Origin of the sequence: Aeromicrobium sp. CF4.19 (assembly GCF_051262555.1) — a bacterium.
Classification (GTDB): domain Bacteria; phylum Actinomycetota; class Actinomycetes; order Propionibacteriales; family Nocardioidaceae; genus Aeromicrobium.
The window spans coordinates 301,530-318,266 of record NZ_JBIMEU010000003.1 but is presented as its reverse complement, the minus strand read 5'-3'; the positions used below and the strand labels follow the sequence as shown (position 1 = coordinate 318,266).

The following is a 16,737-nucleotide window of genomic DNA, read 5'->3' as shown; positions in this document are numbered from 1 at the left end:
AGTGTCACGAGCTCAGGAGCACGGCCCACCCGATCAGGCTGTCGAGGCGTCGCACGTCGGCGCCCTTGCCCAGCTTGATCTTGATGTGGCCGGCACGCGTCCACAGCTCGATCTCGGAGTTGAAGTCGAGCTTGCCGGCGTTCTCGGACGACCACATGTTGATGGTGCTGTACGGCAAGGAGTAGATCTCGACCTTCTTGCCAGAGATCCCTTGAGCATCACGGACGATGAGGCGCTTCGTGGTGAAGACGGCACTGTCACGGAAGGTCTTGAAGGCCGCGACCGCGGTCTCGCCCTGGACGAGGAGGGGGCCGATGTCCTCGGGGATGGGTATCTCGTTCTGCAGGGTCCAGGCGGCGATCGGCGCGGTTTCCATGGCGAGTCCTCAGGGGTGGTGGGAGGTGACGTCACCATCCTGTCGACGGCGGGCCGTCGTGTCCCGCTGTCGTGAAGATCGTTTGATCGGGTCTCGCCACCCCGTGTCTGGCTGGCGGACGAGTCGTTTCTCGAGACCCGCTGCGGTGAGCATCCGCTCACGGGGTGAGCAGAAGTGAACAGGGGTGGCCCCCTCGCGGCTCTGGCGGACCGCGGTCTCGCCGGAGGAGGGTCGAGACGTCGGCAGTTGCCGGCACCCGACATCGAAGGGAGCACGCCATGAAGATCGCACGCACCGGCCTCGCCGCCGCAGCACTCGCGGCCGCAGCCACCGTGTCAACCATCCCGCCCGCCTCCGCCGCACCCGCCCCGGTGGCGGTGAGTGCCGCGGACACCGACCTGAACTTCCCGAAGGGGGCCGCCTCGGTCGCCTACGGGACGGTGGACCTCGCGAGCAAGATCTACCGGGCCATCTCCTCGGCGATCGAGACGAACGCCAACCGCTCCGGGCTCGTGCAGGCCTTCCAGAACGGCGCCTGGTACGAGGCCGGAGAGAGCAAGAACGTGCTCGTCATGAAGGCCGACCACCCCTACGACGCCGACTTCCAGGGGGTCGAGCTCGACGCGACCTACTCCGTGGACGGCTACCCGAAGTTCCGGGTCGTCGTCTTCGAGTCGGGCACCGTGACCAACAACGGCGACGGCGGCTACATCAACTGGGCCTTCCGCGGCTGGTTCGACCGCGACGGCATGACCGTGAACTTCCACCAGCCCTGAGCACACCGACACCACGAGGAGGACATCATGAGGATCCGCATCACAGTCATCGCCCTGCTGGCCGGTCTCGGCCTGGCGTTCGCGACGGCGTCGCCGGCATCGGCCGAGGACGCCAAGGTCACCATCCACAAGTCCGACGGAGTGAACGGTCCGGAGATCGCCAGCGCGATCGCCACCATCCCCGGGGGCGGCCGCGGCGAGTTCGTCGAGCAGGCCGTGCAAGAGGCCTTCGACCGCGACGGGGGCGACTACAACGTCGTCATGCACAACCTGTCCCAGGGTTATGAGGAGAACCTCGAGGGCGTCAAGCTCTACGCCAACGTCCGCTACGGCGAGGTCAACTACGGCCTCTGGATCGCCGAGGGTGGCGAGTTCACCAACACCGGCGACGGCGGCTACATCAACTGGGCCTTCCGTGGCTGGTTCGACCGCGACGACAACACCGTCCGCTTCCACCAGCCCTGATTCTGACAGCACCGTCTCGACAACCGAGGAGAGCACCATGAACATCATCCGACGCCTGGCCGTCGGCGCACTCGGCGCCGTCGCCGCCACCACGGCCGTGACAGCAGTGACCCTGCAGCCCGCCGCAGCCTTCGACGAGTGCGACCTGAGCACCAAGGTCGACGAGCTCAAGGGCTGGGACACCAACAACGACTACAACATCATCGTCTGGAAGGGCTCGGCCATCGAGTCCTCGAACCTCGAGGGTGTCGTGGTCTCCGACAGCGAGCGCAAGACCCCGTGCGAGTTCACCAACAACCAGGCCGACTACCACTGGGCGATCTTCGAGTCCGGTGAGTTCGTCCGCAAGGGCGACGGGGGCTACCGCAACTGGGCCTTCTACGGCGCCTTCGACCGCGAGGGCGACAACAAGGTCGTCTTCCACTCCAAGAAGTAGGACCGGGACGAGAGGAAAGGGAACAGACATGACCAGCAACCAGCGCACGATCGCCCGAGGGATCGCCCTCGCCGCGGCAGGAGCCGCCACCGCGGCCGTCACCGTGGCGACCGGCCCGGCGGCACAGGCCGGCGAGCCGAGGTTCGTGGACGCCTGTGACCTGTCCAAGACCGTGACGGAGATCCAGGACTACGGAGCCAACGACTCCAACATCGTCGTCTACCGGGCGGATCACGCCGAGAAGGCGGAGTTCGACGGCATCGTCGCGGAGGGCGAGATCCAGGAGTACGGCTGCGACGAGGTCACGATCGTCGGCAAGCGCACCTTCAAGTGGGTGGAGTTCACCGGCGAGGGTGAGTTCGTCCGCAAGGGTGACGGGGGCTACCGCAACTGGGCCTTCGCCGGTGTCTTCGACCGCAACGACAACCACGTCACCTTCCACGCCCGCTGAATCAGACGGGACGTACGGCTCGGCCACCGGAGCCCTCCGGTGGCCGAGCCGTGTGCCCTGTCATCCGGTGACCCGGTTTCTCGCGCCGGTGACCTACGCGACCTCCGAGAGCGGGCGGTTGGTCCAGGCGTGGCCGCAGACCTCCTCCACACCACGACGCAGGTGCCGGCGGTAGGTGCTGAACGGCACCGCCAGCCGTGCTGCGGTCGCCTCCTGCGTGGTGGGCCGTTCCAGGAACGTCGCCAGGACCGCGCGGTGGTGCTTCACGCGACGCGGGTCCTCGCCGAGCGCGGCCACCGCGTCCCGCAGGATCGAGCGGACCCGGTCGGGGTCGCCGCTGCCGAGCGGGTTCGCCGCGAGCGCCACCTCCTCGTGCCAGTCGCGCAGGGCCTGCTTGACGGCGGCGTCGTGGTCGTCGCGACTCAGCGCCGCACTCGTGACGTCGGCCGAGGCGGCCGGGGCCGCGCTACCGATGGGCGGCAGGCAGCGCTGCAGGTGGGCCGACAAAGGGACCTCCCGCCAGTCGTGCACGAACAGACCGAGGCCGTCCGGCCCCACGAGCGACCCGGTCGGCTGGTAGCCGAACAGGTTCATCGCCGGCTCGAACGACTCCGCCTGAGGCAGCACGAGGTACGTCGCCGTCTCGGTCCTGCCCTGCTGCAGTGCCTCCACGGAGATGCGCAGGGTGTGCAGGTCCGCACCCACCGTGTAGTGGTCCGGCGACGGGCGCGGCACGGCGAAACGGCCCACGCCGACGACGTCCTCTGCGCCCAGGCGCGCGGTGCCGCTCATGTGCTGGGCGACGGCCGCCAGGGCAGGATCGGCCTGGGCCTCGGCCGCCGAGGGTCGGCGGATCCTCAGCCAGCCGAGGAACGAGACCGGCTCGCGGTCCTCGGAGCGGCAGTAGACGTGGAAGTCCTCGGGCCGGCGGTCCAGCCAGTACTCCACCAGCCGTGCCAGCTCCGGTCCCTCGTGCTCGACGGCGAGGGCGACGACCGCGTCGTGCAGCTCCGGACCGTAGGGACGCTCGAACAGCGCCTCGCGCTGACCGCCGGTGAACATCTCGCGCACCGGGTGGGTGCTGTACCGGTTGAGGTACAGCAGCTCCCACACCGTCGCCGGCAGCGCGTCACCGCTCGCGGACTCGGTCCGGGCGGCCAGGTGGCGCCACAACCGCTCGTGCAGCTGCACGTAGCCGGACGGATCGCGCCACGCGAAGTCGGAGTCGATGACGTCGCGAACCAGGTCGTGCGGAAGCAGGCCCTGTGGCCCCGTCGTGACGTACGGCAGGGCCCGCAACCAGTCGAAGGCGGCGATCGCCTGCTCCTCGTCGAGTCCCGTGCGCAGGAGGTCGACCGTGGTGTGCCGCACGTGGCCGCAGACCTGCAGCGCGTACTCGGCCGCCGCGGACGGCACCTGGTCGACGAGCAGCTTGAGCAACGTCTCGACGACGTCGCGCGAGGGTTCCCACGGCTCGTCCCCGAGCCCTTCGGTGTCAACGGCCTCGGCGGCGAGGCTCAGCGCCAGCGGGTGCCCCCCGGCGAACGTGGTGAGGGAGGCCCGGCACCGGGGCGGGATTCCTCGTTCGTCGAGGAGCGCGTCGGCGTCCGCGGCAGGGAGGTCCTCCAGGTGCTCCACCCGCGCGAGGTCGCGCCACCCGGCATCGACGGTCCACTGCGGCTCCGGTCGGAGGCGGCCGGCGACGGCGACCACCACGTCCTCGGGCAGGGTCGGCAGGAACTCCTCGCGCAGCCAGCTCTCCAGCACCTGGCACTGCTCGAAGGCGTCGACCAGCAGCACGGCGCGGTCGGCCGTGCGGACCTTGGCGGCCTCACGCTCGAACGCGTCGGTCGAGGCGAGGACGGTCTGGCCGTCGACCAGGACGACCGTGCGGCCACACGACTGCGCGTCGTCGGCGAAACGACGCAGCAGGGCGGACTTGCCGATGCCGCCCGCCCCGTGCACGAGCAGGACCCGTGGAGCGTCGGGGTCAGCACCCAGCGCGCGCCCGAACAGGTCCAGCTGGTCGGCTCGCCCCACGAAGCCACGGCGGCGCGCCCGACGCACTCGGTGCGCCAGCGACTGGCGAACCTCCGTCTCCCCCGACGCGGGGCCGGCCGACCCGCTCACAGTCGTCCGCTCCCAGCATCCTGCTTCCCCCGAGCGCGCATCCCAGCCTTTCCGGTCGTCTGCGTCTCTCCTCGTCATCGTAGGGCCGGGCCCACGATTCAGAAACCCGTGTGCTCGCGCCGAGCATCGTTCCGCGTCAGCCCGACGTGCTGAAGTGCTGGTAGTCGGGATCGGGGTAGAGCCCGCCCCACTGCCAGCCGAGACGCTCGAACGCGCGGCGTGCCACGCCACCGTCGACGATGACCCCGGGCGCGGCGTCGGCACCCTCGGAGCGATCGACGTCGACGGAGTCCTGCGCGGTGGCCGGTCGGACGTCGCCGCCGACGACGTACGGATTCTGCACCGGGTTGATGTCGATGGCGCGTCCGTAGGCGTGGTCGGACCAGCGGGACGTGCCGGCCACGGGCCGGCAGTTGTACCCGGAGGTGTTGTTGCTCGCCATGGAGCGGTCGTCATCGCCGTCGTACTCATCGACGAGCAGCATCCGCTCGATCGGAAAGCGGTCCTCGTACAGCGTCGCGAACACCTCGACGACCTCCTCCGCGACGTCGGCGTTCATCACGAGCTCACCCTCGTGGGCGCGGCCGTCGAAGCCGACGTGGGTGACGGTGAGGTGGCGCAGGTCCGCGAGCGGGACGGGGCAGGTCGCAGGGTCGTGACTGACCATGCCGCGCTGGACGGAAGGGCCGACCCCTTCGATGGAGGACGCGAAGGCCGGCAGAGCGGCGTCTTCGGCGTCACCCCCGGTGTCGGTGTCGGCGTCAGCCTCCGCGGCCGGGCCCGGCCCGGCTGCGAGGTCGGTGCAGTCCCGCAGCTCCTGCCAGTCCTCGGCGGCGTCCTCGCGATCCTCCCCGCGAAGCGGCCGCGGAGCGCCCCCGGCCTCGCGGAAGCGGGCCGGCACCCATTCATCGCCCACGACCTCACCGTCTGCGACCGTGAGGTCGAGCACGCCGGTCTCGGCCTCCCGCCCGTGGTACCAGTAGAAGTTGCCGAGCCCGTAGGCGACGTAGGCGTCGCCCTTAGTCCCGGCGCCGCCGGGGGTGTGGGTGTGGGACCCGACCACGACGTCTGCGCCTGCCCGTTCCAGGGCGCCGGAGAGGTTCTGCTGGGCTGTCGTCGGGCAGGCGCTACCCTCCTCGCCCCAGTGCAGGTAGACCACCACGAGGTCATCGGTGCGGGCAGACTCGCGGACGGCCTCCAGCAGTGGTGCCGTCCCCGCTCCGCGTGCGGCCGCCAGGCCCGGCGCGGTCCCTGCGCCGGCGGCCCACAGGGCGTCGGCACTCTCGCGCGGGGAGGAGTCGGCCGCGTGCACGGCGATGTCGGTGTCCCTGACGCGGGCACGGTGCGGGGCGAAGGCCTCCCGGTCGTTGCGGCCGATGCCGACGACTCCCACGTCGCTCGCCTCGCCCGCGCGGATGCTGTCGCGCACCCCGGCGAGGCCGTAGTCGGCCCCGTGGTTGTTGGCCAGGGAGACCACGTCGACCCCCGACCGGCCGAGCACGTCGAGCGCGTCGGCCTCGGTGCGGAACCAGTACCGGTTCGACCGGTCCTCCAGCTCCTTGTCGGTGCGTCGGCCACGTTCGGTGACCGCCGACTCCAGGTTCACCATCGACAGGTCGGCGTCGCGGAGCACGTCCGACATCGGGCCGAGGGTCCCGTCCGGGTCGGAGGGCACATCGCTGTAGGCACCCTCGAAGTGGACGTCGCCGGCGAAGGCGAGCCGGATCGCCGACTGGTCCTGCGGGGGTGCGGCGTCCGCGCGGCCGAGCAGGTCCGGGCTGCGCCCCGGCCCGGGTCGGGGGCTCTCGGTCAGCGCGGCGCAGAGGAGGGCCGCGAGGGCAAGGGTCGCCGGTCCAGCGAAGCGAGATCGACCCGGCATGCCCTTCATGATCCACCGCTGGACCAAGGCGCGCCGCCCAACGTCGTGCTGCGGGCGTCGATTCGAGGGCCTTCGGGCCGTTCACCGGGACGGGCGCCGCCGACCCGGTGAACCAGATTCACAGGACACGGACCCCGCGCCGCCGCTAGGTTCGACAGGCAGGAAGAAACGGTTCCTCGGCGTCTGGAAGGACGGCCGAGGGGCAGACAACGGCTCCGGCCCTGCGGCCGAGGCAGGGGAAAGGGAGAACCCGTCATGACCGTCACCTCCAGGTGGCCCGGTGCGGCCTTCACGACGCGTGTGCTCACCGTGGCCGTCGCCACGGCACTCGTCGTCATCGCGGGCGTCGGCAGCAGCGGTGCCGCGGAGCCCGCCCCGACCGTGACGTTCACGGCGTCGTGGACCCAGGAGGAGACGGTCACGGTCCGTGAGACCGCGACGGTGGACGGCTTCGTCGGTCACGGGGAGGCGACGGCGACCGCCTCGGCGACGGTGGAGCACACCGAGACGGCCGCGACGAGCTGGGAGGCGTACTACTGGGCCTACGCGAAGGCGCAGCAGAAGGCGATCACGGAGGCGAGGGCCACGGCGGACGCCGAGGCGCGGCCGATCGCGCTGGAGCGGGCCCGGGCGGACGCACAGGCCAAGGCCGACGAGGCCGCCGCCCCCAAGCAGTACACGCACACCGCCACCGTCGAGCAGACGGTGACGATCCGCGAGAGCCACACGATCGGCGACGTCGTCGGCCAGGGTGAGGCCACCGTGACGGCCTCGGCAACGGTGGAGCACACCGAGACGGCCGCGACGCTCTGGGAGGCCTACTACTGGGCGGTCGTGAAGGCCGACAGCCAGGCCAAGGAGGAGGCCAAGGCCAAGGCCACCGAGGAGGCTCGAGGCCTCGCGCTGGAGCGGGCCGAGGCGGACGCCCTGGCCAAGGTCGCGGAGGAGGAGGCCGCCGAGCCCGACCCCGACGCTCCGGCCTCCTGCGGGCCTGAGGTCCTGAAGGAGGACGGCACGCCGTGGACGTGCACCTTCACCGACGAGTTCCGTGGAACCGAGCTCGACCGTGACGTCTGGGTCCCCCAGCTGACGTCGGCGACGGGATGGCAGCACGCCGGGGAGTGCTTCGTCGACCAGGAGGACACCATCGGCGTCGGCAACGGCGTCCTCAGCATCACCACCCGCAGGTCCGAGGAGCCGTTCACCTGCGAGAGCCCCAGGGGCGACTACGACAGCCGGTGGACGACCGGCTCGCTCAGCACCCACGGCACCTTCGGGCAGACCTACGGTCGCTTCGAGTTCCGTGCCAAGTTCCCCGACGTCAAGGTCCCCGGCCTGCACTCGGCACTGTGGATGTGGCCGCAGGACGACCAGAAGTACGGCCTGTGGCCGTTGTCCGGCGAGATCGACATCGCCGAGATCTACACCCGCCACCCCGACCGGGCGATCCCGATGCTGCACTACGACTCGCCGCTCGGGGCCAACGGCACCGGCCGGACGAACAACTACTGCCTGCTGGATCCCAGCGAGTGGAACACCTACGTGGCGGAGTGGACGCAGGAGGGGATCACCATCTCCTACGGTGGCGAGGTCTGCCTGGAGCACGAGTGGAACCCGAACGCGCCCCTGACCGGCTCCCAGCCGTTCGACCAGCCGTTCATGCTCGCGATCACGCAGGGCATCGGCGCTGCGGGCAACGAGGCGACGGACCAGACCCCCGACGTGTCGACGATGATGGTCGACTACGTGCGCGTCTGGTCCTGACCGCCGCCGCGGGGGCCCACGCCTCGCAGGCTCCCGGCCTCAGAGGTGCTCGAGGTACCACTGCGTGGCGAGGTCGCGCCCGACGAGGTCGCCGAACGACAGCGTGCCGAGCCCGCCCCCGGTGGTGTGCTCCAGGCCGGGCAGCTCGACGTACCGCGTCGTGGTGCCGGCCCGGCTCGACGCCCGAGCAAGGTCACGGACGGGACCAGGCAGGATCAGGTGATCGGCCGCGCCCTGGTAGATCAGCAGTGGTGGGCCCGAGGGGCCCAGGTGGTTGGCGGAGTCGGTCAGCTCGTAGCGCTCGGGCAGCTCCTCGGGGGGACCGCCGACGTAGCGGTCGCCGAGGGCACTGCCCAGCGCCGACTGCCCGTACGCGGCCGACCCGTCCACCGCCGGGTAGCCCGCGACGACGGCCTGCACCTCCGGGAGCTCGCCCTGCGAGCGGCAGGACGGGTCGAGCGTGCCGGCCGCGGCCATGTTGCCGGCGTTGACGACCAGCTGCCCGCCTGCCGACTCACCCATCATCCCCACGCGGGTGGGGTCCAGGCCCGCCTCCGAGCCGGTCGCGCCGATCCAGGTCAGGGCACATCCGACGTCGGCGACGGCGGTGTCCCACGTCTGGCGTTCCCCCGAGGCAAGCCGGTAGGTCACGTCGAGCACGGCGTACCCGCGCTCGAGGAGGGGGACGAAGTAGGGGCTCGGTGCCTTGCTCCCGCTGTCGAATCCGCCACCATGGACCCGCACCACCACGGGCGCGCCCTCGGGCGCCGGGTCCTCGGGCAGGTACAGGTCGGCCTTCAGGTCGGTGTCGTCGACGGTCCCCACGGTGACCTCGCGGTCCGCAGGGACGAGGTCGTTGGTGAAGGGGAGGGTCGGGGCCACCACGACGTCGACCCCCTCCGAACGGGCGTCGAGGACCTGCCACGACGTCAGGGCCACCGCGGACACGAGCGATGCGGTGGCGAGGGCGACGGTGGGGCGACGAAGCGTCGCCCAGCCCCGACGTGGTCCCGCCAGCACCAGCAGACCGATCGTGAGCAGCGCCGCGAGGACGATCCACGCGCCGAGCGCGTCGCGCACGATGCCCACGGCGATGATGGCGTACTGGGAGGGACCCCACTGCAGGGCCGGCACCCACCAGCCGGGCGGTGTCCAGGCCATCAGCTGGCCGGCGGTGACGACGACCAGGAGCACCCAGCCGAGGATCTTCGCGATCGCAAGCAGTGGGCCCCATGGCCCGGCCATCTCCTCGCGCACGCCATCTCCTCGTGGTGGTCCCCGACCCACGACCGTACCGCCGCTGCGCGAGGGGCGCTGCCCGAGTCGGTGGGACGAGAGGTGCGGCCGGCCGGTGCCCGCCCTCGCACCGCTCTGGTGCCCCGTGTCGTCCGCCCCTCGTACGCTGGCGCGGTGAGCTCGCCGATGTTCAGACTGGTCCCGGAGCCGGAGGATCGACACCTCTCGGAACGGTTCTTCGGGCGCTTTCGACGCGTCGGTCTGCGGGGAGTGCTGGCCGACCTGAATCGCGTCGCCACCACGTCCGACGTGCCCGGCGGGGCCGCCGGCCCGGGCCTGCGGTGGAGCGAGCGCGACGCTCGAACGCGTCGGTGGTGGCCCCAGGGCATCACGACGTCGGCCGACGCGTACGGGCCGGATCCCGCCGGGGGGACCTTCGAGGGTCAGCCGGTCGTCATGACCAGCTGGTACGCCCACGGGGTGATCGGTCGCCTGCTCGGCTCGCGCGTCTCGGTGATCGCCGGCCTGGACGCAGGCGCTCCTCGCTACCGGCACGTCCTGCTGGTCGAGCCACGTCGCCGGGCCGGGGTCCACCGGCTGCGACCGGTGAACGTCCACGCCGGCGGCATCGTCTGGTACGGCCGGTACCTCTTCGTCGCCGGCAGCTCGCGAGGGATCCGCGTCTTCCGGCTCGACGACGTCGTCCGAGTGCGCAGCCGGTGGCGCTCCAAGGGCTATCGCTACGTCCTGCCGCAGCTCACCCGCTACCGACCCGAGAGCGACGAGGGCGTGCGACCGATGACGTACTCGTTCATGTCGCTGGACCGCTCGGGCGAGGTGGACCATCTCGTGGCCGGCGAGTACGGACGCAAGGGCGCTGCCAGCCACCGACTCGTCCGCTTCGCGCTGGACCGCGAGACCGACCTGCTCGGCGTCGGCGGGCATGGCGCCGCCGAGCCGTTGGAGACCTTCGAGCGGCAGGTGCCCCGCATGCAGGGAGCCACGCTCGTGGGCGGGACCTGGGTCCTGACCTCCAGCAACGGCGAGGGCAACGCGGGGGACCTGTGGGTCGGCCGCCCCGACGTGTTCGAGCGCCGTCGGGGGGTGCTGCCCACCGGCCCGGAGGACATCACCTACTGGCCGCAGCGCGACGAGCTCTGGAGCCTCACCGAGTGGCCCGATCGCCGCTGGGTCTACCCGATCGACGCCGGCGCGTGGGTGCGGCGGTCACAGGGCGTCGACGACTGAGCCGCGGCGGGCCGGGGCCGGCTCAGCGCGAGCCGGCCTCGGGCTCGGGGAGGTGGGCGTAGCTGCCCGGTGGCGGCAGCTCCTGGACCGTCCAGGTGTTGCCGTCCGGATCGCTGAAGGACGTGAACGTCCCCCAGGCGAGCGTCTGCGGCGTGGTGGCGTCGACGCCCCGGGCGACGAGGTCGGCGTGCGCTGCTGCGGCGTCGTCGACGACGACCTGGATGCCGTTCTGCGTGCCGGGGGTCATGTCGGTGATGCCCTCGCCGAACGCGATGGAGCACGCCGACCCGACCGGTGTCACCTGCACGAAGCGGGTGTTCTCATCCACCCGGGACTCGATGTCGAGGTGGAAGCCGACGGTGTCGACGTAGAAGTCCCGGGCGCGATCCACGTCCGTGACGGGAATGAAGATGAGCTCGATCCTGCAGTCCATGGCCGTCCCTCGATCCTGGCCGACCGGATGCCGGCTCCGAGACCATCCTTGCGCCGACCACCGACAGAACCCCCGCCGCGAGGAACGACCCGCCCTCGGTCGAGGACGGGTCGTTCGTCGTGGGCCGCGGGGGCGGCTCAGTCCTGCGTGCGCTCCTGCTTCTTGGTCTCGACGAGGCCCTCGAGACGCTCGGCGTCGTCGCGCGTCTGCGCGGCGGCCTGCTGGGTCTTGCGGGCGTCGTCCTTCTCGGCCTTGGCCTTGCGCTGGGCGGCCTTCTTCTTGGCCGCGGCGGCGGAGTCGAGGCGCTTCTTCTTCTGCTCGGCGGTCTCGGCCTTGCTCTCGGCGCGCTGGTCGGCGGCCTTCTTCTTGGTCGCGGCCGCCTTCGTGGCCTTCGTGCGGGCCTCCTGCTTGCCGCGCACCTCGGCAGCGTCGGCCTCCTCGAGCCCGGACGCGGCGCGCTGCTGGGCCTCCTTGCGCTTCCGGGCCGCCTCCTCGCGACCGGCTGCCGACGTCTCGCGTGCCTGCTCACGTCGTGCGGCGGCCTGCTTCTCGAGCCTCTTCGCAGCCACCGCCTTGGCCGAGCGCTCCACCCGCTCGGCACCGCGGCCCGCGATCTCGCGGTTGCGCAGGACGGTCCCGGCGATCCTGTCCGCGGAGCCGAGCGCCCGGTCCACGACGATGCGTGGGCCGGAGGCCACCGGCAGCCTGCTGGAGAGCGTGGTGTCGACGAGGGCGAGCGGGGTGCGCGCGATCTCGTACGGAAGGGCGATGACGGTGCTGATCATGGTGGTCCTCACTTCTCGGTCTCGGCGCGCAGCTTCGCGGCCTCGATGTCGGCGGCGACGGCCTCGCGCTCGAGCCGCGCCTGCTCGGCGGCGGCCTTCTGCTCGGTGGCGTCGGCCTCCGCCTCGGTGGTCTCCGCCTCGCGCAGGCGCGACTCCGCGAGAGCGTCGGCGCGCTGCTCGGCGGCCTCGCTGTCGACGGAGGCCTGCTGCTCGGCGGCCTTCTCGGCAGCCGTGCGCTCGGTGGCGCGCTCCTGCTCGACGAGTGACTTCTCCTGCTGCTCCTGGGCGCGGGCGGCGCCCTGCTGCTGGTCGGCCTCGCGGGTGGTCTCGTGCAGGTCCTGCGCGGCCTCCTCGCGCTTGGCCTCGGCGACGGCCTCGTCGGCGACGGCTTCCTTGCGGTGGCTTGCCTCGGCCTGCTGGAGCCCTCCCTCCTCGACCAGCTCGTCCTTGCCGGTCACGGCGCCGGCGACCTCCTTGGCCTTGCCGGCCACGCTGTCGAGGAGCCCTTCGCGGGCCTGTTCTGCTTTGTCGTTGCTCATGGTGGGGACGTGCCCATCTGCCACGCGTTCACACGTCCCACGAGGTGTAACGCTCGTCATGCGGCAACCGGCTCAGACCGGGCGGTCACCGACGATCAGGAAGCCGTCCTCGCGCTCCTCGATCCGCAGGCGACGGGTCTCGGACTCGGTGCCACGATCGCCGGTGTACGTCAGGTCGACGTCGAGGAGACCGTCTCCCGCAGGTCTCGTGCCGTCGACGCGCACCTCGCTGATGGTCGCCCAGAACCCGGTGTAGACGTCGTAGCCACCCACGTCGCCCTGCAGCCTCGGGGACAGCAGCGCCCATCCGGCCTCCGTGTCCGACGGGAGCAGGGCGTAGTAGTCCTCGACGAACTGTTCGGGGTCGGGGGCGGCAGCGGGGTTCTCCTCCTCGGCCTGTGGCGCGGTGCTGCCGGGCTCGGCCGCAGTCTCGCCCCCGCGGTCGCGGTTGTCGAGCAGGAAGGCACCCGCCGGGACCAGAGCCACCAGGGCGAGAATGACGGCGGCGACCGCGAGTCGGCGACCACCGCGCCCGGGCCTGCCGGTGCGGTCCTCGGTGTGGGCCGCAGCGGCGGGTCGTGCTTCGGGCCCGGGCGCCGGCCCGGGAGGCGGTGCCGGCGCGGGCGCGGGGACCCGCTCCGCCTCCTGGGTGGGCGTGGCCGTCGCCTGGGTGGGCAGTGCGGTCATCTCGGTGGCAGGACCGTCGTCGACCCGCTCGGCGGGCTCCGGCGCAGCCCGCGGACCGGTGGGCTCGGCGAAGGGGGAGACGAACGCGACGGTGCCGGGGCCCGAGCTCTCGGCGTGCTGGTCGTGCAGCCGGTGCAGCGTGTGCGCGACGTCGGCCATCGTCCAGCGGGTGAGTGGGTCGCGGTCCATCATCCGCGCGATGGGCTCGGCCAGGAACGATGCGCGCGCGGGGTCAGGAGGAGGTTCGGAGGCGATCTGCGTGAGCATCGCGATGGCGTTGCTCTTGTCCGGGTAGGGCAAGCGCCCCTCGACCGCGGCGTACAGGGACGCTCCGAGGGCCCACACGTCAGCGGCCTCGGTCGGCTCCGCTCCCTGGGCGAGCTCGGGGGCGAAGTACGCGGGCGTGCCCGTGACGATGCCCGAGCGCGTCAGCTGGGCGTCTCCGTGGGTGCGGGCGATGCCGAAGTCGGTGATCTTCACCCGGTCGTCGTCCAGGACCAGGATGTTGCCGGGCTTGACGTCTCGGTGCACCGTGCCGCGCTCGTGGGCGGCGGACAGGCCGTCGGCGGCCTGCGCGCCGATCCGGGCGACCCGCTCCGGCGACAGGGCGCCCTCCTGCGCCACCAGCTCGGACAAGGTCCGCGACGGCACGTACTCCATCACGAGCCAGTGGTGCCCGCCGTCCTCGACGGCGTCGTAGATCGCCACGACGTTGGGGTGGTTCAGCGCCGCGGAGCTGCGTGCCTCCCGGAGGGCTCGGGCCAGGTCCGACGTCGAGGCGCCCGGCATGCTGCCGACCTCCTTCACCGCGACGCTGCGACCCAGGGCGTCGTCACGGCAGAGCCAGACCGTGCCCATGCCACCGTGCCCGATCGCACGATCGACCACGTAGCGGTCGGCGATGGTCTTCGGTGTCATGCCACGTCCTTCCGCGAGCCCGGGGACACTCAACCTTCGATGGTACGCATCGGGGCGTCCGGCGCCTCCCGAACGCCGAGGAGGCGACTGCAGGCAGGGCGTCCCTTCGGACCGGTCCCGGCCGCGGCAGTCAGCGCTCGAGCGAGCGACGCAGGTAGGGGGCGGTGATGCTGTCGGGCTCGTCGAGCAGGTCGGCCGGGGTGGCCGAGGCGACGACGGTGCCACCGCGGTCACCTCCGCCCGGGCCCAGCTCGATGACCCAGTCCGCCGCGGCGACGACCTGCATGTCGTGCTCGACGGTGATCACGGTGTCGCCACCGTCGGTGAGGCGCCCGAGCACCCGCACGAGGTCGCGGACGTTGACCGGGTGCAGGCCGCCGGTGGGCTCGTCGAGCACGAAGACCGTCCCCTCGCGTCGCGGACGCTGCAGCTCGGTGGCGAGCTTGATGCGCTGTGCCTCGCCGCCGGACAGCTCGGTGGCCGGCTGCCCCAGCGTCAGGTAGCCCAGGCCGACGTCGAGCAGCGTCGTGAGCGCGCGGTGCACGGGTGCCACGTCCTCGAAGAACGTGACCGCCTCGAGGACCGTCATCGCGAGCACCTGGCCCACGTCGCGGTCGCGGTAGCGGACCTCGAGCGTCTCGGGGTTGTAGCGCGACCCGTGGCAGGTGGGGCACGGCGAGTAGCTGGTCGGCAGGAAGACGAGCTCGATGCTGATGAACCCCTCACCCTGGCAGGTGGGGCACCGACCGGCCTCGACGTTGAAGGAGAAGCGGCCGGCCGCCCACCCGCGCTCCTTGGCCCCGGCCGTGCCGGCGAAGAGCCGGCGCACCGCGTCGAACAGTCCGGTGTAGGTGGCCAGGTTCGAGCGTGGTGAACGGCCGATCGGGCGCTGGTCGATCGCGACGATCCGCCGGGGTGTCGCGGCGGTCTCGTTCTCGGCCTCGAGCCGCTCGGTGACGGCGGTGAGCAGCGAGGACTTGCCCGCGCCGGAGACGCCGGTGATCGCGGTCATGACACCGAGCGGGATCCGGACGGTGACGTCGTTGATGTTGTGGCGTGAGAGGTGGGTGAGCTCGCGCCAGCCGGAGGGCTCGCGGGCCTGCAGAGGGCCGACCGCCTCGGTCGGGAACATGAACCCGGCGGTGAGGGAGCCACCCACCTGCTGGAGAGCCTCGGGCGGGCCGCTGTGCACGACGTGCCCGCCCTGCGTGCCGGCGCCAGGGCCGACGTCGACGACCCAGTCCGCCTGTCGGGCGATCGCGAGGTCGTGCTCGACGACGAAGAGCGAGTTGCCCTTCCTGACCAGCTCTCGCAGTGCGGCGTACAGCGCCTCGGAGTCGGCGGGGTGCAGGCCCGCCGAGGGCTCGTCGAGCACGTAGAGCACGCCGAAGAGACCGGCCCGCAGCTGGCCGGCCAGCCGGACGCGTTGGAGCTCGCCGGGAGACAGGGCGGTGCTGGAGCGATCCATCGACAGGTAGCCCAGGCCGAGCCCGATGATCGCCTCGACGCGTGCACCGAAGTCCTTCACCAGCGAGCGGGCCGCGGACGCTGCTGCGGCCCCATGGCGGTCGGTGCCGCGAGCCTGCTCCTCCAGGCCCGTGTCGAGCAGCGCGCAGACCTCTGAGAGCGGCAAGGCCGAGAGGTCGGCGATGTCGACCCCGGCGAAGGTCACCGCGAGAGCGTCTGGTCGCAAGCGCTTGCCGCGGCACGCCGGGCAGGGACCCTCCGCGAGGAAGACCTCGAGCTTCTCGCGCTGGGCCGCCGACTGCGTCCGCGCCAGGTTGCGCAGCAGGAACTTCTCCGCGGACTGCCAGGTGCCGTGGTAGCTGTTCGGCTTGCCGAGCCGGTGCCCCTGGAGGAGCATCCGTGGTTCCTCGTCGGTGAACAGCAGCCAGTCGCGCTCGGCCTGCGGAAGCGTGTGCCACGGGGCGTGCCGGTCGATCCCCATCGCCGTGACCATCCGACGCACGTTCTGACCCACCCAGGCGCGGGTGGACCAGACACCGATCGCACCGTCGTCGATCGAGAGCGCAGGGTCGGGGACGAGCAGGGCCTCGGTGGTGCTGCGCGAGACGCCGCTGCCGTGGCAGGTGGGGCAGGCGCCGTCGGCGGTGTTGGGCGAGAAGGCCGACGCCGGCAGGTGCTCGGCGCCGTCGGGGTACGTGCCGGCGCGGCTGTAGAGCAGGCGCAGCACGTCCGACAGCGAGCTCAGCGTTCCCAGCGAGGAGCGCGAGCTCGCCGCCCCGCGGGCCTGTTGAAGTGCGACCGCCGGAGGGAGTCCCTCGATGGTGTCGATGTCCGGCGAACCCACCTGCGCCATCAGGCGTCGGGCGTACGGGGCGACGGACTCGAAGTACCTGCGTTGCGACTCCGCGAAGACGGTGCCGAAGGCGAGCGAGGACTTGCCGGAGCCCGAGATCCCGGTGAAGACCACGAAGCAGTCGCGCGGCAGGTCGACGTCGACCTCGACGAGGTTGTGCTCACGTGCGCCGCGCACCCGGACCCAGCCGGTCGAGCCGGTCGGGAGAGAGGTGCCGTGCAGGTCGACGTCGCGGCTCCCGGGCATCGGGCCAACCTAGCCAAGCCGGTCGGTCCCCGCCATCTCTGCGTGCCG

The 16,737-nt window shown here is 71.7% G+C and carries 15 protein-coding genes; 6 read left to right on the top strand and 9 right to left on the bottom strand.

Annotated elements, in window-relative coordinates; all coding sequences use genetic code 11:
• Positions 1-4: 4 nt before the first annotated feature.
• The gene (locus ACHAAC_RS09255) at positions 5-376 is read right to left on the bottom strand and encodes a PH domain-containing protein (protein WP_435715839.1); all 372 of its coding nucleotides are present in this window, start codon (positions 374-376) and stop codon (positions 5-7) included.
• A 278-nt stretch (positions 377-654) separates the two neighbouring features.
• On the opposite strand from ACHAAC_RS09255, the gene ACHAAC_RS09250 reads away from it, so the two are divergent.
• From ACHAAC_RS09250 to ACHAAC_RS09235, 4 genes are read left to right on the top strand one after another with little or no spacing between them, the layout of a single operon-like run.
• Complete coding sequence (locus ACHAAC_RS09250; protein WP_435715838.1) at positions 655-1,152, top strand: hypothetical protein; 498 nt, start codon at positions 655-657, stop codon at positions 1,150-1,152.
• 27 nt (positions 1,153-1,179) lie between these two features.
• Entirely contained in the window at positions 1,180-1,617 is a 438-nt protein-coding gene (locus tag ACHAAC_RS09245; RefSeq protein ID WP_435715837.1) for a hypothetical protein, read from the top strand.
• Positions 1,618-1,654: 37 nt separating this feature from the next.
• Entirely contained in the window at positions 1,655-2,053 is a 399-nt protein-coding gene (locus ACHAAC_RS09240) for a hypothetical protein (RefSeq protein WP_435715836.1), read from the top strand.
• 28 nt (positions 2,054-2,081) lie between these two features.
• Positions 2,082-2,504 carry a hypothetical protein gene (locus ACHAAC_RS09235; protein WP_435715835.1) on the top strand — a complete coding sequence of 141 codons (423 nt, stop codon included), beginning with the start codon at positions 2,082-2,084 and terminating at the stop codon, positions 2,502-2,504.
• A gap of 93 nt (positions 2,505-2,597) precedes the next feature.
• Here ACHAAC_RS09235 and ACHAAC_RS09230 read toward each other — a convergent pair whose 3' ends face one another.
• Both ACHAAC_RS09230 and ACHAAC_RS09225 read right to left on the bottom strand, forming a co-directional pair.
• Positions 2,598-4,634: a hypothetical protein gene (locus tag ACHAAC_RS09230; RefSeq protein ID WP_435715834.1), complete on the bottom strand. Its 2,037-nt coding sequence runs from the start codon at positions 4,632-4,634 to the stop codon at positions 2,598-2,600.
• A gap of 136 nt (positions 4,635-4,770) precedes the next feature.
• Entirely contained in the window at positions 4,771-6,513 is a 1,743-nt protein-coding gene (locus ACHAAC_RS09225) for a CapA family protein (protein WP_435715833.1), read from the bottom strand.
• Positions 6,514-6,768: 255 nt separating this feature from the next.
• Here ACHAAC_RS09225 and ACHAAC_RS09220 point away from each other — a divergent pair, with 255 nt between their 5' ends.
• Positions 6,769-8,277, top strand: coding sequence for a hypothetical protein (locus ACHAAC_RS09220; protein ID WP_435715832.1), 1,509 nt, complete (start codon positions 6,769-6,771; stop codon positions 8,275-8,277).
• A gap of 39 nt (positions 8,278-8,316) precedes the next feature.
• Here ACHAAC_RS09220 and ACHAAC_RS09215 read toward each other — a convergent pair whose 3' ends face one another.
• Entirely contained in the window at positions 8,317-9,534 is a 1,218-nt protein-coding gene (locus ACHAAC_RS09215; protein ID WP_435715831.1) for an alpha/beta hydrolase fold domain-containing protein, read from the bottom strand.
• Positions 9,535-9,687: 153 nt separating this feature from the next.
• Between ACHAAC_RS09215 and ACHAAC_RS09210 the strand changes: the two genes are divergently transcribed.
• Positions 9,688-10,761 (top strand): hypothetical protein, encoded by a 1,074-nt coding sequence (locus tag ACHAAC_RS09210; protein ID WP_435715830.1) that lies wholly within the window; start codon positions 9,688-9,690, stop codon positions 10,759-10,761.
• 22 nt (positions 10,762-10,783) lie between these two features.
• Here ACHAAC_RS09210 and ACHAAC_RS09205 read toward each other — a convergent pair whose 3' ends face one another.
• The 5 genes from ACHAAC_RS09205 to ACHAAC_RS09185 form a co-directional block, all read right to left on the bottom strand.
• Positions 10,784-11,194, bottom strand: a complete 411-nt coding sequence (locus ACHAAC_RS09205; RefSeq protein WP_435715829.1) for a glyoxalase superfamily protein — start codon at positions 11,192-11,194, stop codon at positions 10,784-10,786.
• Positions 11,195-11,331: 137 nt separating this feature from the next.
• Positions 11,332-11,979, bottom strand: coding sequence for a hypothetical protein (locus tag ACHAAC_RS09200; RefSeq protein WP_435715828.1), 648 nt, complete (start codon positions 11,977-11,979; stop codon positions 11,332-11,334).
• Positions 11,980-11,987: 8 nt separating this feature from the next.
• A complete protein-coding gene (locus ACHAAC_RS09195; protein WP_435715827.1) occupies positions 11,988-12,518 on the bottom strand; it encodes a hypothetical protein in 531 nt (176 codons plus the stop codon).
• A 72-nt stretch (positions 12,519-12,590) separates the two neighbouring features.
• Complete coding sequence (locus ACHAAC_RS09190; RefSeq protein ID WP_435715826.1) at positions 12,591-14,123, bottom strand: serine/threonine-protein kinase; 1,533 nt, start codon at positions 14,121-14,123, stop codon at positions 12,591-12,593.
• 130 nt (positions 14,124-14,253) lie between these two features.
• Complete coding sequence (locus ACHAAC_RS09185) at positions 14,254-16,689, bottom strand: ATP-binding cassette domain-containing protein (protein WP_435715825.1); 2,436 nt, start codon at positions 16,687-16,689, stop codon at positions 14,254-14,256.
• Positions 16,690-16,737: the final 48 nt, after the last annotated feature.

What these genes read in the sequence shown, in the direction of transcription:
- ACHAAC_RS09255 (WP_435715839.1), bottom strand. Translation starts at nt 376, where the DNA reads ATGGAAACCGCGCCGATCGCCGCCTGGACCCTGCAGAACGAGATACCC.
- ACHAAC_RS09250 (WP_435715838.1), top strand. Translation starts at nt 655, where the DNA reads ATGAAGATCGCACGCACCGGCCTCGCCGCCGCAGCACTCGCGGCCGCA.
- ACHAAC_RS09245 (WP_435715837.1), top strand. Translation starts at nt 1,180, where the DNA reads ATGAGGATCCGCATCACAGTCATCGCCCTGCTGGCCGGTCTCGGCCTG.
- ACHAAC_RS09240 (WP_435715836.1), top strand. Translation starts at nt 1,655, where the DNA reads ATGAACATCATCCGACGCCTGGCCGTCGGCGCACTCGGCGCCGTCGCC.
- ACHAAC_RS09235 (WP_435715835.1), top strand. Translation starts at nt 2,082, where the DNA reads ATGACCAGCAACCAGCGCACGATCGCCCGAGGGATCGCCCTCGCCGCG.
- ACHAAC_RS09225 (WP_435715833.1), bottom strand. Translation starts at nt 6,513, where the DNA reads ATGCCGGGTCGATCTCGCTTCGCTGGACCGGCGACCCTTGCCCTCGCG.
- ACHAAC_RS09220 (WP_435715832.1), top strand. Translation starts at nt 6,769, where the DNA reads ATGACCGTCACCTCCAGGTGGCCCGGTGCGGCCTTCACGACGCGTGTG.
- ACHAAC_RS09205 (WP_435715829.1), bottom strand. Translation starts at nt 11,194, where the DNA reads ATGGACTGCAGGATCGAGCTCATCTTCATTCCCGTCACGGACGTGGAT.
- ACHAAC_RS09200 (WP_435715828.1), bottom strand. Translation starts at nt 11,979, where the DNA reads ATGATCAGCACCGTCATCGCCCTTCCGTACGAGATCGCGCGCACCCCG.
- ACHAAC_RS09195 (WP_435715827.1), bottom strand. Translation starts at nt 12,518, where the DNA reads ATGAGCAACGACAAAGCAGAACAGGCCCGCGAAGGGCTCCTCGACAGC.
- ACHAAC_RS09190 (WP_435715826.1), bottom strand. Translation starts at nt 14,123, where the DNA reads ATGACACCGAAGACCATCGCCGACCGCTACGTGGTCGATCGTGCGATC.
- ACHAAC_RS09185 (WP_435715825.1), bottom strand. Translation starts at nt 16,689, where the DNA reads ATGCCCGGGAGCCGCGACGTCGACCTGCACGGCACCTCTCTCCCGACC.